The 15,239-nt window shown below is 60.1% G+C and carries 14 protein-coding genes; 9 read left to right on the top strand and 5 right to left on the bottom strand.

Translation table 11 applies throughout. The features are described 5' to 3' along the window. The first annotated feature begins 10 nt into the window (after positions 1 to 10). The 9 genes from mrdA to ACIQVE_RS05720 all read left to right on the top strand — a co-directional run bounded on the left by mrdA (position 11) and on the right by ACIQVE_RS05720 (position 9,552). Positions 11 to 1,906, top strand: a complete 1,896-nt coding sequence (gene mrdA / locus ACIQVE_RS05760; protein WP_402805439.1) for a penicillin-binding protein 2 — start codon at positions 11 to 13, stop codon at positions 1,904 to 1,906. A gap of 31 nt (positions 1,907 to 1,937) precedes the next feature. Beyond that, positions 1,938 to 3,041, top strand: coding sequence for a rod shape-determining protein RodA (gene rodA / locus ACIQVE_RS05755; RefSeq protein WP_402805633.1), 1,104 nt, complete (start codon positions 1,938 to 1,940; stop codon positions 3,039 to 3,041). A gap of 17 nt (positions 3,042 to 3,058) precedes the next feature. Next, on the top strand, positions 3,059 to 4,069 hold the full coding sequence (gene mltB / locus ACIQVE_RS05750) for a lytic murein transglycosylase B (protein WP_402805436.1): 1,011 nt from the start codon (positions 3,059 to 3,061) through the stop codon (positions 4,067 to 4,069). Further along, positions 4,069 to 5,079: a septal ring lytic transglycosylase RlpA family protein gene (locus tag ACIQVE_RS05745; protein WP_402805433.1), complete on the top strand. Its 1,011-nt coding sequence runs from the start codon at positions 4,069 to 4,071 to the stop codon at positions 5,077 to 5,079. The genes mltB and ACIQVE_RS05745 overlap by 1 nt, the downstream gene beginning before the upstream one ends. A gap of 184 nt (positions 5,080 to 5,263) precedes the next feature. Further along, the gene (locus ACIQVE_RS05740; RefSeq protein WP_402805431.1) at positions 5,264 to 6,421 is read left to right on the top strand and encodes a D-alanyl-D-alanine carboxypeptidase family protein; all 1,158 of its coding nucleotides are present in this window, start codon (positions 5,264 to 5,266) and stop codon (positions 6,419 to 6,421) included. Between the two features lie 87 nt (positions 6,422 to 6,508). After that, entirely contained in the window at positions 6,509 to 6,784 is a 276-nt protein-coding gene (locus ACIQVE_RS05735) for a DUF493 domain-containing protein (RefSeq protein WP_028623818.1), read from the top strand. Further along, positions 6,784 to 7,407: a lipoyl(octanoyl) transferase LipB gene (gene lipB / locus ACIQVE_RS05730; protein ID WP_402805427.1), complete on the top strand. Its 624-nt coding sequence runs from the start codon at positions 6,784 to 6,786 to the stop codon at positions 7,405 to 7,407. Before ACIQVE_RS05735 ends, lipB begins: the two co-directional genes overlap by 1 nt. Before the next feature lie 49 nt (positions 7,408 to 7,456). Then, a complete protein-coding gene (gene lipA, locus ACIQVE_RS05725) occupies positions 7,457 to 8,455 on the top strand; it encodes a lipoyl synthase (RefSeq protein WP_162184605.1) in 999 nt (332 codons plus the stop codon). Positions 8,456 to 8,601: 146 nt separating this feature from the next. Further along, the gene (locus ACIQVE_RS05720; protein ID WP_402805426.1) at positions 8,602 to 9,552 is read left to right on the top strand and encodes an LD-carboxypeptidase; all 951 of its coding nucleotides are present in this window, start codon (positions 8,602 to 8,604) and stop codon (positions 9,550 to 9,552) included. Positions 9,553 to 9,678: 126 nt separating this feature from the next. On the opposite strand, the gene ACIQVE_RS05715 is transcribed toward ACIQVE_RS05720, so the two are convergent. The 5 genes from ACIQVE_RS05715 to leuS form a co-directional block, all read right to left on the bottom strand. Next, positions 9,679 to 11,001 carry a lytic murein transglycosylase gene (locus ACIQVE_RS05715; RefSeq protein WP_402805423.1) on the bottom strand — a complete coding sequence of 441 codons (1,323 nt, stop codon included), beginning with the start codon at positions 10,999 to 11,001 and terminating at the stop codon, positions 9,679 to 9,681. Between the two features lie 61 nt (positions 11,002 to 11,062). After that, a complete protein-coding gene (gene arfA / locus ACIQVE_RS05710) occupies positions 11,063 to 11,227 on the bottom strand; it encodes an alternative ribosome rescue factor ArfA (protein ID WP_402805420.1) in 165 nt (54 codons plus the stop codon). Between the two features lie 155 nt (positions 11,228 to 11,382). After that, positions 11,383 to 12,420, bottom strand: coding sequence for a DNA polymerase III subunit delta (gene holA / locus ACIQVE_RS05705; RefSeq protein ID WP_402805418.1), 1,038 nt, complete (start codon positions 12,418 to 12,420; stop codon positions 11,383 to 11,385). Between the two features lie 39 nt (positions 12,421 to 12,459). Next, the gene (lptE, locus tag ACIQVE_RS05700) at positions 12,460 to 13,065 is read right to left on the bottom strand and encodes an LPS assembly lipoprotein LptE (protein WP_402805416.1); all 606 of its coding nucleotides are present in this window, start codon (positions 13,063 to 13,065) and stop codon (positions 12,460 to 12,462) included. A gap of 88 nt (positions 13,066 to 13,153) precedes the next feature. Beyond that, a partial coding sequence (leuS, locus tag ACIQVE_RS05695; RefSeq protein ID WP_402805415.1) for a leucine--tRNA ligase occupies positions 13,154 to 15,239 on the bottom strand: 2,086 nt, incomplete at its 5' end.

Raw genomic sequence — 15,239 nt, 5'->3', positions numbered from 1 at the left:
TCCTGCCCTCATGTCTCAGCCGATCCGTATCAAGGACCACGAAAAGGACGCACGCCTGGTGCGTAGCCGCGTCGTGTTCGGGGCCATTACGATCGTGCTGCTGATCTGCGTGTTGATCGCGCGGCTGTATTACTTGCAGGTGATCCAATACGAGTACCACTCGACGCTTTCGGAAAACAACCGCGTTCACGTGCAGCCGATTCCGCCCACCCGTGGGTTGATTTTCGACCGTAACGGCGTGGTGGTGGCGGACAACCGTCCGAGCTTCAGTCTGAGCATGACCCGCGAGCGATCCGGCGACTGGCAGCAAGTGCTCGACGTGATCGTTGAAGTGCTCGAACTGACGCCAGAAGACCGGGTGATTTTCGAGAAGCGCATGCGCCAGGGGCGCCGGCCATTCGAGCCGGTACCGATCCTGTTTGAACTCAGCGAAGAACAGATCGCCCGCATCGCGGTGAACCAGTTCCGTCTGCCGGGCGTGGAAGTTGTTGCGCAACTGGTCCGTCACTATCCACAGGGCACGCATTTCGCGCACTCGGTGGGTTACATGGGGCGGATCAACGAGAAAGAGCTGAAAAGTCTCGATCCGGTCAACTACAGCGGCACCCATCACATCGGCAAGACTGGCATCGAGCGTTTTTACGAGCCGGAATTGCACGGTCAGGTGGGTTACGAAGAAGTCGAGACCAACGCCCGCGGCCGCGTCTTGCGCGTGCTCAAGCGTACCGATCCGATTCCCGGCAAGGACATCATCCTGAGCCTGGACATCAAATTGCAGGAAGCCGCCGAAATCGCACTGGGCGGTCGTCGTGGCGCGGTGGTTGCGCTCGATCCGAAGACCGGCGAAGTGCTGGCGATGGTCAGTCAGCCGAGCTTTGACCCGAACCTGTTCGTCACCGGCATCAGCTTCAAGGCTTACGCCGAGTTGCGCGATTCCATCGACCGGCCACTGTTCAACCGCGTGCTGCGCGGTCTGTATCCGCCAGGTTCGACGATCAAGCCAGCCGTGGCGATCGCCGGCCTCGATTCGGGTGTGGTGACAGCATCGAGCCGGGTGTTCGACCCGGGCTACTACATGCTGCCCAACTACGACCACAAATACCGTAACTGGAACCGCACGGGTGACGGCTTTGTCGACCTCGACACGGCGATCATGCGATCCAACGACACCTACTTCTATGACCTGGCCCACAAGCTCGGCATTGATCGGTTGTCGGCCTACATGAACAAGTTCGGCATCGGCCAAAAGGTTTCGCTGGACATGTTCGAAGAATCCCCGGGCCTGATGCCGTCCCGCGAGTGGAAACGCGCGACCCGTAAACAGGCGTGGTACCCGGGCGAAACCCTGATCCTCGGGATCGGCCAGGGCTACATGCAATCGACCCCGCTGCAGTTGGCCCAGGCCACGGCGCTGGTGGCGAACAAAGGCGTGTGGAACCGGCCGCACCTGGCCAAATCCCTCGAAGGGGTGAAGCCTGTGGACGAAAATCCGATACCGGACATTATCCTGCGTGATCCGTCGGACTGGACCAAGGTCAACCACGGCATGCAGCAAGTGATGCACGGCGCCCGGGGTACCGCGCGCAAAGCGGCTATCGGCGCGCAATACCGGATCGCCGGCAAGTCGGGTACGGCCCAGGTCGTGGCGATCAAGCAGGGCGAGAAGTACGACCGCTCCAAGGTTCAGGAGCGCCATCGTGACCACGCCTTGTTCGTCGGTTTCGCTCCGGCCGATGACCCGAAAATAGTGGTGTCGGTGATGGTCGAGAACGGTGAGTCCGGTTCCGGCGTTGCCGCGCCCGTGGTGCGTCAGATCATGGACGCCTGGCTTCTGGGTCAGGACGGACGTTTGAAGGCCGAATACGCCAGCCCAATCAGTGCGGAGGCTACGGCCCGTGATGAATAACTTTGATCGCATGCTCTCCAGTGAGGATGTGATGCGTCGCCGCGCGACGCTGCTGCAAAGACTGCATATCGATGGCCCGCTGCTGATCCTGCTGTTGATCCTCGCCGCCGGCAGCCTGTTCGTGCTGTATTCGGCCAGCGGCAAGAGCTGGGATCTGCTGGGCAAACAAGCGACTTCGTTCGGTATCGGCCTGGTGTCGATGATCGTCATCGCCCAGTTCGAGCCGCGGTTCATGGCGCGCTGGGTGCCGCTCGGCTACGTGATTGGCGTTTTGCTGCTGTTGGTGGTGGATATCATGGGCCACAACGCCATGGGCGCCACACGCTGGATCAACATTCCCGGGGTGATTCGTTTCCAGCCCTCGGAATTCATGAAGATTCTGATGCCGGCGACCATCGCCTGGTATCTGTCCAAACGGACACTGCCACCACAACTCAAGCATGTCGGCATCAGCCTGATGCTGATCGGCGTGCCGTTTGCGCTGATCGTCCGCCAACCGGACCTCGGGACCTCGTTGCTGATTCTGGCCGGCGGGGCATTCGTGTTGTTCATGGGCGGCTTGCGCTGGCGCTGGATCATCAGCGTGTTGGCCGCGGCCATTCCGGTGTCGGTTGCGATGTGGTTCTTCGTGATGCACGACTACCAGAAGCAGCGAGTATTGACGTTCCTCGACCCGGAGAGCGATCCACTCGGCACTGGCTGGAACATCATTCAGTCGAAAGCTGCGATCGGTTCCGGCGGCGTATTCGGCAAGGGCTGGCTGCTCGGAACCCAGTCGCACCTGGACTTCCTGCCGGAAAGCCACACCGACTTCATCATTGCCGTGCTCGGCGAAGAGTTCGGTCTGGTGGGCATCTGCGCGCTGTTGCTGATTTATCTGCTGCTGATTGGTCGGGGTCTGGTCATCACGGCTCAGGCGCAGACGCTGTTCGGCAAATTGCTCGCCGGTGCGTTGACCATGACGTTTTTTGTTTACGTTTTCGTCAACATCGGTATGGTCAGTGGCCTGTTGCCGATCGTAGGGGTGCCGTTGCCGTTCATTAGCTACGGAGGAACTTCGCTGGTGACGCTGCTGTCAGCGTTTGGGGTTTTGATGTCGATCCATACCCATCGCAAGTGGATCGCACAGGTTTGAATAAGGTGAAGAGTTCAATGCAAGTAATGCGTGGCTGGGCGACTCGATGCGTGCCGTGGTTTGGCCTGGTAGGCCTCCTTGGCAGCGCGCAGGAAGCGCTGGCCGGCGAATACGAAGGCTCACCCCAGGTGGCCGAGTTCGTCGGTGAAATGACCCGCGACTACGGTTTCGCCGGTGAGCAACTGATGGGTGTGTTTCGCGAGGCTCAGCGCAAGCAGGCGATTCTCGACGCCATCTCCCGACCTGCCGAGCGGGTCAAGCAATGGAAAGAATACCGCCCGATGTTCATCACTGACGCGCGCATAGCGCGAGGTGTGGATTTCTGGCGTCAGCACGAGGCCACGCTGGCCCGCGCCGAGCAGGAATACGGCGTGCCGGCACAAGTCATCGTGTCGATCATCGGCGTTGAGACCTTTTTCGGACGTAATACCGGCAATTACCGGGTGATCGATGCCTTGTCCACCCTCGGTTTCGACTATCCTCCCCGTGCCGAATTTTTTCGCAAGGAACTGCGTGAGTTCCTGCTGCTGGCGCGCGAAGAGCAGGTCGATCCATTGACGCTCAAGGGTTCGTACGCAGGTGCCATGGGCCTGCCGCAGTTCATGCCGAGTAGCTTTCGCGCCTATGCGGTGGATTTCGACGGTGACGGCCACATCAATATCTGGAACAACCCGGATGATGCGATTGGCAGCGTCGCGAGTTATTTCAAGCGTCACGGCTGGGTCGCCGGCGAACCGGTGGTCAGCCGCGCCGATGTCCGTGGTGAGCAGGTCGATGAAGGCCTGACCACCGGCATCGAGCCGACAAAGACCGTCGCAGAGTTGCGGGCGCTGGGCTGGTCAAGTCATGATGCGCTGCGCGATGATATGCCGGTTACTGCATTTCGCCTCGAAGGCGAGAACGGCCCCGAATACTGGATGGGCCTGAAGAATTTCTACGCAATCACGCGTTATAACCGCAGCGTGATGTACGCCATGGCCGTACATCAACTGTCTGAACAGCTGGTACAAGCACGGGGCGTCAAGTAATGCGGGCATTGCCTAACAATAAACCCCTGAAGCTGGTGGCATTCGCTGCGTTGGCGGTGCTGGTCGCCAGTTGTTCGACCAGCCGTACCCCGACTCAGAAGGCGCCCACAACCGCTGTGCGTAAGCAGCCGGTTCTGGACATCAACCGCGCCCACAAAGATGGCGCGCCGTGGTGGGATGTCGATGTTTCGCGTATCCCGGATGCCACGCCAACCCTGCACACCGGCGCATACAAGGCCAACCCGTACACTGTGCTGGGCAAGACCTACTTCCCGATCCAGGAATCCAAGACCTACGTCGCTTCGGGCACGGCGTCCTGGTACGGCACCAAGTTTCATGGGCAGAACACCGCCAATGGCGAGGTTTACGACCTGTACGGTATGAGCGCCGCCCACAAGACTTTGCCACTGCCAAGTTACGTTCGGGTGACCAACCTGGACAACAACCGCACAGTTATCCTGCGGGTTAACGATCGCGGGCCGTTCTATTCCGATCGGATCATCGACTTGTCCTACGCGGCGGCGAAGAAACTCGGCTATGCCGAGACCGGCACTGCGCGGGTCAAGGTCGAGGGCATCGACCCGCAGCAATGGTGGGCCGCCAAGGGCCGCCCGGCGCCTTTGATGCTCAATGAGCCGCAAGTCGCGCAGAATAGCGCCCCTGTGATCACGGCATCGGCCGGCACCGTCGAGCAATGGACCCCGCCGCCGCAGCAACACGCCGCGGCCGTTGTGCCCGTTCAGCTTGATGCAAAAAAAAACGCTTCTGCAACAGCGTCTGGCCAGTTTCTGCAGGTGGGCGCGTTCGCCAACCCGGACGCTGCCGAGCTGCTGAGGTCGAAGCTCAGCGGGATGGTGAGCGCTCCGGTGTTCATCAGCTCGATCGTGCGCAATCAGCAGACTCTGCACCGGGTTCGCCTAGGGCCGATCGGCTCGCCGGGTGAAATCGCCCAGGTGCAGAACAGCGTGCGCCTGGCCAACCTTGGTTCGCCAAGTGTGGTCACTGAGTAATACGCAGGACTTGATTGATGATTCACCAGCGATTGGGGGTGAATCAGGTTGTTGGCTCGTCGAAGAACAAAAGCCCGGCAAGGGTGACTGGAGTGAGCAACTGAACACGCGATGACTCGTCAGAAAGTCATCTGATTAAATTTTGTCCGCAAGGACAGTTTCCATTAGCGATTTCGAGAGACGGATGAACATCACCACCTTTGCCAAACGCCTGTGTCTGCTAGTCCCGCTGCTCCTCTCGCCAGCCGCTTTCGCGGTCGAGATGATGCCGTCGCCACCACAACTGGCCGCAAAAGCCTACGTTCTGATGGATGCCAGCAGCGGCAACGTGCTGGTTGAAAACAATGGCGACCAGCGTCTGCCACCGGCCAGCCTGACCAAGCTGATGACCGCGTACATCGCGACCCTGGAAATCCGTCGTGGCCAGATCGGTGAAAACGATCCGGTGACCGTCAGCGAAAACGCCTGGCGCACCGGCGGTTCGCGGATGTTCATCAAAGTCGGCTCGCAGGTCACTGTCAGCGACTTGCTGCACGGCATCATCATCCAGTCCGGCAACGACGCCAGCGTGGCTCTGTCCGAGCACATCGCCGGCAGCGAAGACGCGTTCGCTGACATGATGAACAAAACTGTCGCCGATCTGGGCATGACCAACAGCCACTTCATGAACCCGACAGGTCTGCCAAACCCGGAGCACTACTCGTCGGCTCACGACATGGCGACCCTGGCTCGCGCGATCATCCACGAAGATCCGGCTCACTACGCGATCTACTCGCAGAAAGAGTTCTTCTGGAACGGCATCAAGCAGCCTAACCGCAACCTGCTGTTGTGGCGCGACAAGACCGTTGACGGTCTGAAAACCGGTCACACTGACGAAGCCGGCTACTGCATGGTGTCCTCGGCTGTACGTGATGGTCAGCGTCTGATCGCCGTGGTATTCGGCACCAACAGCGAAGTGGCTCGCGCCTCTGAAACGCAGAAACTGTTGACCTACGGTTTCCGCTTCTTCGAAACCCAGACCTTCTATCAGAAGGGCACCGAACTGGCTCAGGCCCCGGTCTGGAAAGGCACCACCAGTCAAGTCAAGGCCGGCCTGGCGCAAGACCTGACCATGACTCTGCCAAAAGGCCAGCTGAAGAAGCTCGCTGCGAGCATGACCATGAACCCGCAACTGACCGCGCCAATCGCCAAGGGCGACGTAATCGGTAAAGTCGAAGTCAAACTGGAAGACAAGGTGGTACACAGTGCTGACCTGATCGCTCTGGATGGCGTCGAGGAGGGTGGTATCTTCCGCCGCATGTGGGATAGCATCCGTCTATTCTTCTACGGCTTGTTCAACTGATTTGAGTGTTGACCTGCATGGCCCCGCCCCGATCCGGCGCGGGGCCATGCGCGTTGGCACGGCTTGCGCTCAAGAGGCCGTTACGCCATGACCGATACCGAAGTAAAGGCGCCAAAGATCGAATTCCCTGCCAATGATTACCCGGTTAAGGTGATCAGTGACACGGGTGTCGGCAACAAAGACAAGATTATCGAAATCGTCAAGAAACACGCGACCATCAACGATGAGCGTATTGACGAGCGTTCGAGCAGCAACGGCAAATACACCACGATCCAGTTGCACATCGTCGCCACCGGTCAAGACCAGCTGTACGACATCAACAGCGAACTGCGAGCGACCGGTTTCGTGCACATGGTGCTGTGATGCCGGGCACGCTGGGCTTTCGCGAGCTCGGCCAGATGGCCTATGAGCCGGTCTGGCATGCCATGCAACGCTTTACCAACGAACGCGGCAGCGATGCCGCCGACGAAATCTGGCTCGTCGAGCACCCACCGGTGTTCACTCAGGGCCAGGCCGGCAAGGCCGAACACTTGCTCCTGCCGGGTGATATCCCGGTGGTGCAGGTCGATCGCGGCGGGCAGGTGACCTACCATGGCCCCGGCCAATTGGTGGCTTATCTGTTGCTGGATGTACGCAAGCTGGGTTTTGGCGTGCGTGATCTGGTCAGCCGCATGGAGCTTTGCCTGATCGAACTGCTGGCCAGCTACGGTGTGACCGCAGCGGCCAAACCAGACGCTCCCGGCGTGTACGTCGATGGAGCGAAAATCGCGTCACTGGGTTTGCGGATTCGCCACGGTTGTTCCTTTCATGGGCTGGCCCTGAACGTGGATATGAACCTGGAACCGTTTCGACGGATTAATCCCTGCGGCTACGCCGGGCTGGCGATGACCCAGCTGAGTGATCACGCAGGATCGATTGAATTTGCCGAGGTAAGTGCCCGGCTGCGCGCGCAGCTCGTCAAACACCAATACTATTCTGAGCAGTAGACCCTGACGGGCGGATTCGACTGATATGACTACTGATGCTGTGCAAAACATGATCCCGACGCTCGACGTAACCGAGCGCCCGGCCCCGCGTCCCAAGGTAGAAGCCGGCGTCAAGCTGCGTGGCGCCGAGAAGGTTGCACGCATCCCGGTAAAGATCATTCCGACTACCGAACTGCCGAAGAAACCCGACTGGATTCGTGTGCGCATCCCGGTTTCCCCGGAAGTCGACCGTATCAAGAGCCTGCTGCGCAAACACAAGCTGCATAGCGTCTGCGAAGAAGCGTCCTGCCCGAACCTGGGTGAGTGCTTCTCTGGCGGCACCGCGACGTTCATGATCATGGGCGACATCTGCACCCGTCGCTGCCCGTTCTGCGACGTGGGCCACGGTCGTCCGAAGCCATTGGACGTCAACGAGCCGCAAAGCCTGGCCATCGCGATTGCCGACCTCAAGCTCAAGTACGTGGTGATCACCTCGGTTGACCGTGACGACCTGCGTGACGGTGGTGCCCAGCACTTCGCCGACTGCATCCGCGAAATCCGCAAACTGTCGCCGAACGTGCAGCTGGAGACCCTGGTCCCGGACTACCGTGGCCGCATGGACGTCGCGCTGGAAATCACCGCCGCCGAGCCGCCGGATGTGTTCAACCACAACCTGGAAACCGTACCGCGTCTGTACAAGGCTGCGCGTCCGGGGTCGGATTACCAGTGGTCGCTGACCCTGCTGCAACGCTTTAAGCAGATGATGCCGCACATTCCGACCAAATCCGGTCTGATGCTGGGTCTGGGCGAAACCGACGAAGAAGTCATCGAAGTCATGAAGCGCATGCGCGAACACGACATCGACATGCTGACCCTTGGCCAGTACCTGCAACCGTCGCGCAGCCACTTGCCAGTTCAGCGTTTCGTCCACCCTGACACCTTCGCCTGGTTCGCCGAGGAAGGTTACAAGATGGGCTTCAAGAACGTCGCTTCCGGCCCGTTGGTGCGCTCTTCGTACCACGCCGATGAGCAGGCGAAGCTGGTCAAGGCTGAGCTGATGGGTTCCTGATCCGGCGCGGAACACTGCACAAAATACCCGCCTCGGCGGGTATTTTTGTATGGGCTCGCCACAAGTTACCCGGTGGTCTCAGCTCTTTTGTTTATCGCTGTTCCTGACTACTGTGTGCGCATGACTTCACACAGGGAGATCCATGGATGACCGTTCGACCCGCCCACACCCTTTTTCCGCATAAACCGGTACCGGCACTCCCATCCGAAGGGCTGATCGGCGTGATCGCGCCCGCGGGTCCCGGTGCTTTGGACACCGACAAGGCCGTGCAATGGATGCGCGCCCGGGGTTATGGGTTGCGGGTGTTTCCCGGTGTTTACGAGAAGGACGGCTATCTGGCCGGCAGCGATGATGTGCGGCTCAATGATCTGCACGCTGCGTTCGCTGATCCCGAAGTCGACGCCATCATTTGCCTGCGCGGTGGTTACGGCACGCCACGACTGCTGGATCGAATCGATTTCGACCTGCTGAGCCGCAATGCCAAACCGTTCGTCGGCTATAGCGATATCACCGCGCTGCACTTGGCCATCAGTCGTTATGCAGGCTTCGTGACTTTTCACGGGCCGTTGCTCAATGCCGATCTGTTGGGCGACAAGGAGCCGCCGACGGTGACTTCATTTTTTGCGATGCTGCGTGGCCAACTGAAGAGCGGCAGTGTTCTGAGTCACCCGGGGGCTTATCCGTTAACGACAGTCGAGCCCGGCATCGCTCATGGGCGTTTGCTCGGCGGTAATCTGGCGATGATCGCCGCGACCCTGGGTACGCCTTACGAAATCGATGTGGAGGGGGTGATTCTGCTCATCGAGGATATTAACGAGCCGCTGTATCGGATCGACCGATTGCTGACGCAGATGCGCCTGGCCGGCAAACTGGCCAAATTGCGTGGGGTGCTGGTCGGGGATGTGGCGGGGGTGGATGTCGAGGCGTTGAACCGCTTGCTCAAGCAGACGTTCGAGCCGTTCCGGATTCCAGTTTTGTCGGGGTGGCGTAGCGGGCATTGTGATCCGAACCTGACGTTGCCGATGGGGGCATTGGTTCGACTGGATGCGGGGAAGCAGGAATTGATGCTGGAGCAGGATGTGGTAATCAAGGCTTAAAGGCTCATTGCCTCAAACTCAGCCTTCGCGAGCAAGCTCGCTCCCACATTGGATTTGTGTCATTAGCAGAACCAATGTGGGAGCGAGCTTGCTCGCGAAGGCGCCATCAGCCATACAACCTACCCACTATTGGGCACGGAGGCTTTCCAGCAGCTTATGCGTAGGATACCCATCCGCCGGCCAGCCAAACGACTGCTGTGCACTGCGAATCGCCTTGCGCGTATTGGCGCCGATGATCCCGTCCGCGGTGCCGGCATCGTAGTTGCGTGCACTCAGCAGGGTTTGCAACTCGATGCGTTCGGTGCGACTCAGCGGAAGATCATCTTTAGGCCAAGAGCCATTGATCAAACCACCGCCGCTAAAGCGCTCGGACAGCAGGCTCACGGCCAGCGCGTACGACGAAGAATTGTTGTACTTGAGGATTGCCCGGAAGTTGTCGAGGATCAGGAACGCCGGGCCACGATAACCGGCCGGCAGCAACAGGGCGGCGGACAGTTGCTCCGTTCCTGCGGGCACCTGAGCCCCATTGGGCAGCATCACCCCCAACTGACGCCATTCGGCGACGCTCTTGCGAATAGCGCCATCCGCCAGCGTGTAGTTGAAGCTGCCTGGCAATTGCACTTCAAAGCCCCACGGCTGGCCACGCTGCCAGCCGGAGCTTTGCAGATAGTGCGCGGTCGAGGCCAGCGCGTCGGCCGGGCTGCCCCAGATGTCGCGGCGGCCGTCACCGTCGAAATCAACGGCGTGGGTGTTGTAGGTGGTCGGGATGAACTGCGTCTGGCCCATGGCGCCAGCCCAGGAACCGAGCATCTTCTCCGGCGTGATGTCGCCCTGTTGCAGGATCTGCAGGGCGGCGATCAATTGCGCGTGGGCAAAGCCCGGGCGGCGGCCTTCGTAGGCGAGGGTGGCCAGCGAATTGATCACCGACTTGCTGCCTTGGAACTGGCCGAAGTTGCTTTCCATGCCCCACACCGACACCAGCGCCTGGCGGTCAACGCCATAACGCTGCTCGATGCTTTGCAGGATATCGGCGTACTCAATGATCAACGCCTGACCTTTGCGCACGCGCAGCGGCGACAGTGCGCCGTCGAGGTATTCCCACACCGGACGGGAGAACTCCGGCTGACTACGGTCGGCGCGAATCACGCTGGCGTCGAAACTGATATTGGCAAACGCACGATCAAACAGCTCGGCGCGAATACCAGCGGCCAAGGCATCCTTGCGGAAACCTGCCTGCCATTCGGCAAAGGTCTGGGTCGGCTGAAGATCAAGTGGGTCGGCGGACGGCACTACCGGCGGAATAATCGCTGGGGCCGTGGCGACAGGGGCAGCTTGAAGAGGTTGCGCATCGGCGGCGGTAGGTTTTTCCGCACAGGCGACAAGCAGAATGAAGCTGGAGGCAGCGATCAATTGGCGAACAGGCCAACGACGGGAAAGACTAAAGGGCATGCACAGTTCCAGAGGATACGAATCAGGTGCAGACCTTAACATGACCGGGGGGTGCTGCGCTTCAAGCTGCCAGAAAGTAAGAAGCCTCCCAGCTATTAGACTGGAAGGCTTCGCGGCGGTAGCTGCCTTTACCCTTGGTTGGTTGTTCCTGGCGGCTGCGGAACAGGGGTTGGGCGACGATGGATTTGGCCTTGTTCGGGCCATGTTTCGATGGCTTTTTGCTCATGAGGGTTCTCTCGATTGAGTGAGTTTTGCGGGGGAAATAATCTGCCGATGTTAGGCGTCTGTCTATAGGGCAAATGCAGGTAGTGTTTGTAGGAAAACCAAGTCAAAAGATCGCAGCGTGCCGCAGTTCCTACGGAAGGCTGCCATCTTATGATCTTATTCGGCGGGCAACGACAGGCGCTGACCTGCCATCAACAACGCCAACCGGCTCAGGCTCATCCACGGTGAACCGGCCGCCTGGCCTTTGATTTGCGCGTCGATGCGCTGAGCCTCCAGCAACAGTTGCCCCCAGCGTTGCGCCGAGTAGCGTTGCAGGGCTTTGCTCACCAAGGGTTTGCGCTTGTCCCAGACCGGCGGTTTCGCTGAACTGAAGCACTTGTCCAACGGCGTGCCCTGGCTGTATTGCAGCGAGATATTGGCCAGCAGGCGTAACTCCCGCGCGAGAGCCCAGAGAATCACCGGCGGTTCGACACCCTCACCACGCAACCCTTCGAGCATGCGCAGGGCGTGGGCCGGTTCACCGTTAAGGACCGCGTCGGTCAAGCCAAACACGTCGAATCGTGCACTGTCCGCCACGGCGGCCTGCACGGTTTCGACCGTGATCTGGCCACCTTCGGCCATCAGCTTGAGCTTTTCGATTTCCTGCGCGGCGGCGAGCAGGTTGCCCTCCACACGTGCAGCAATCAGTTCGACGGCGTCCTGGCTGGCCGACAACCCGGCCTGTGACAGACGCTGACGAATCCAGCTCGGTAGCTGATTGGCATCCACTGGCCAGATCTGGATGAACTGGGTCTGCTGACCTTCAACCAGCGCCTTGCCCCACTTGGTCTTCTGCGCACTGCCATCAAGCTTGGGCAGGCTGATCAGCAGCACCGTGTCTTCAGCGGGGCGCGAGCAGTACTCGATGAATGCGGCAGCACCCTTGTCCCCGGGTTTGCCCGAGGGCAGACGCAGTTCCAGCAGGCGCTTTTCAGCAAACAACGACATGCTGGCGCCGGCCTGCAACAACGTGCCCCAATCGAAATTGGCGTCGGCGGCAAACACCTGGCGTTCGTCGAAACCTTGCTGGCGGGCAGCACTACGGATGGCGTCGGCGGCTTCCTGACACAGCAGCGGGTCATCGCCGCTGATGATGTAGACCGGCGCGAGAGCGCCTTGCAGGTGTTTGCCGAGTTGCGCGGGAGCGAGCTTCATAAGAAAAGTCGAACGGGGCGCCTGAGCGCCCCGAACGTCTTACTGCTGCGGAATTTCGAGCGGCGACTGACGCGGGGTTTCCGCCTCAACCTTTTGCGCCGCTTCGAGCGCGTCGGCTTCTGCCTTGGCGCGGTCATTGGCGGCTTGCTGCAGTTGCTCCAGTTGACCCGGGGTCAGCTGTTGCAGGCGCAGCATCATTCGCTGAACCAGCTCGCGACGGATATCGCGACGGGCGTCGTTGGCTTCCTGGTCGGAACCGACGAGGTTGTTGCCGTCGTGGATGAACACTTTCTGCACTTCAAGCTTGTCGCTGAGCAGAGACAGGTTTTTTTCGCCGCGGATGTCGTAGCTCAGGACAGTGCTGACCTGATACTCGCCCGTACGCCCGGCACCGGCATAGCTGAGGATACGCTGGCTTTCCTGTTCGTCAGCCAGGTACAGCTTGTAAGGCGCACCGCTGTAAACCTTGACGCCGCTGGACTCCAGCACCTGACGCATTTGAGTGACGGTCTCGCCGTAGGCGTTACGGGCGCTCAGGTCGAGTTCCTTGATCGTCAGTTCGTTGGTGCCGGTGCCACGCAGCTGGAAACCGCAGGCGCTCAGCAGAACAGCTAGGCCCATCACCAGCAGATTGCGTTTGATCATTGTGTTGCTCCCCTTGAAACCATGTGGGCCGACCTGGCGGCCCGAAAGGTTTTACAGGGCGTCAGGCAAACCTGACGCCCAATCCAATTTAGCTGGCGACGATGTTGACCAGTTTCCCCGGTACAACGATCACTTTGCGAATAGTCAGACCGTCGACGAAACGCAGCACGTTTTCGTTGACGCGAGCGGCGGCTTCGACTTCTTCGCGGGTCGCGCTCGCTGGCATTTCGATCTGGCCACGCAGCTTGCCGTTGACCTGGATGACCAGGGTCAGGCTGTCCTGCACCAGTGCGCTTTCGTCCACAGCAGGCCAGCTTGCGTCGATCACGGCATCGGCGTGGCCCAGTTGATTCCAAAGCTCATGGCTGATGTGCGGCGTGATCGGAGCCAGCAGCAGCGTGACGGCTTCCAGACCTTCGTGAATCAGAGCGCGATCCTGCTCGGTGCCTTGCGCGGCTTTTTCCAGCACGTTCATCAGCGTCATCACCTGAGCGATGGCGGTGTTGAATTTGTGGTTCTGGCCGACGTCGTGACTGGCTTGCTTGATGGTCAGGTGGATCGAGCGGCGAACGGCTTTCTGCTCGTCGTTCAGACTGGCAACGTCGAGTTTGCCCGGCAGGCCCTGGGTAACGTGGGCTTGCGCCAGACGCCAGACGCGCTTGAGGAAGCGGTGCGAGCCTTCAACGCCGGAGTCTGACCATTCAGCGCTCATGTCAGGCGGCGAGGCGAACATCATGAACAGGCGGCAGGTGTCAGCGCCGAACTGATCGATCATCGACTGAGGGTCGACGCCGTTGTTCTTCGACTTGGCCATTTTCTCGGTACCGCCGATTTCCACCGGCAGGCCGTCGGCGATCAGTTTGGCGCTGATGACCTTGGCTTTGCTGTCGCGCTCCAGTTCTACGTCCGCCGGATTGAACCAGGTGTAGGCACCGTTGGCTTCGCGACGATAGTAAGTCTCGGCGATCACCATGCCTTGGGTCAGCAGGTTCTTGAACGGCTCGTTGGAGCTCACCAGGCCTTCGTCACGCATCAGCTTGTGGAAGAAGCGCGCGTAGAGCAGGTGCAGAATCGCGTGTTCGATACCGCCGATGTACTGATCTACCGGGAGCCAGTGGTCGGCCGCGGATTTCTCGACCAGGCCACCTTCAAAGTGTGGCGAGGCGTAACGGGCGTAGTACCACGACGACTCGACGAAGGTGTCCATGGTGTCGGTTTCACGCTTGGCAGGCTGACCACATTTCGGGCAACTGCACTCGTAAAACTCAGGCATGCGTGCCAGCGGCGAACCGGCGCCGTCCGGCACCACGTCTTCCGGCAGAACCACAGGCAGTTGGTCTTCCGGTACCGGCACGTCACCGCAGGTTTCGCAGTGGATGATCGGGATCGGGCAGCCCCAGTAGCGCTGGCGGCTGATGCCCCAGTCGCGCAGGCGGAACTGGGTACGCGAGGCGCCCAGTTCTTTTTTGATCAGCGCCACTTCGATTGCATCGAACGCGCCAGCGAAATCCAGACCATCGAACTCGGCGGAGTTGATCAGCGTGCCGTGCTCGCCATAGGCGTCTTGCCACGGGGCCGGGTTGGTCTCGCCGGAACTGGTGCGCACTACCGATTTGATCGGCAGGTCGTACTTGTGGGCGAATTCGAAATCACGCTCGTCGTGCGCTGGCACAGCCATTACCGCGCCGTCGCCGTAGTGCATCAGCACATAGTTGGCGACCCACACCGGGAGTTTTTCACCGGTCAGCGGGTGCTCGACGAACAGGCCGGTCGGCAGGCCTTTTTTCTCTTGAGTGGCGACGTCGGCTTCGGCCACGCTGCCGCCCTTGCATTGCGCGATGAACGCTTGCAGCTCGGGGTTGTTCTGCGCGGCCTGAGTGGCCAGCGGGTGTTCGGCAGCGACGGCAACGTAAGTCGCGCCCATCAGGGTGTCCGGACGGGTGGTGAAGACTTTCAGGGTGCCGGCGGTGCCGATGGAATCGACGTTGTACGGGAACTGCACTTCCATACCGCGGGATTTGCCGATCCAGTTGCGCTGCATGGTCTTGACCTGTTCAGGCCATCCAGTCAGTTCGTCGAGGCTCTCCAGCAGCTCATCCGCATAAGCGGTGATCTTGAAGTAGTACATCGGGATATCGCGCTTATCGATCAGCGCGCCGGACCGCCAGCCGCGA

The sequence above is a fragment of the Pseudomonas sp. NPDC098747 genome (genome assembly GCF_044760045.1).
GTDB lineage: Bacteria > Pseudomonadota > Gammaproteobacteria > Pseudomonadales > Pseudomonadaceae > Aquipseudomonas.
The sequence above is the reverse complement of the archived record's forward strand: the minus strand, read 5'-3'. Positions and strand labels throughout refer to the sequence as shown.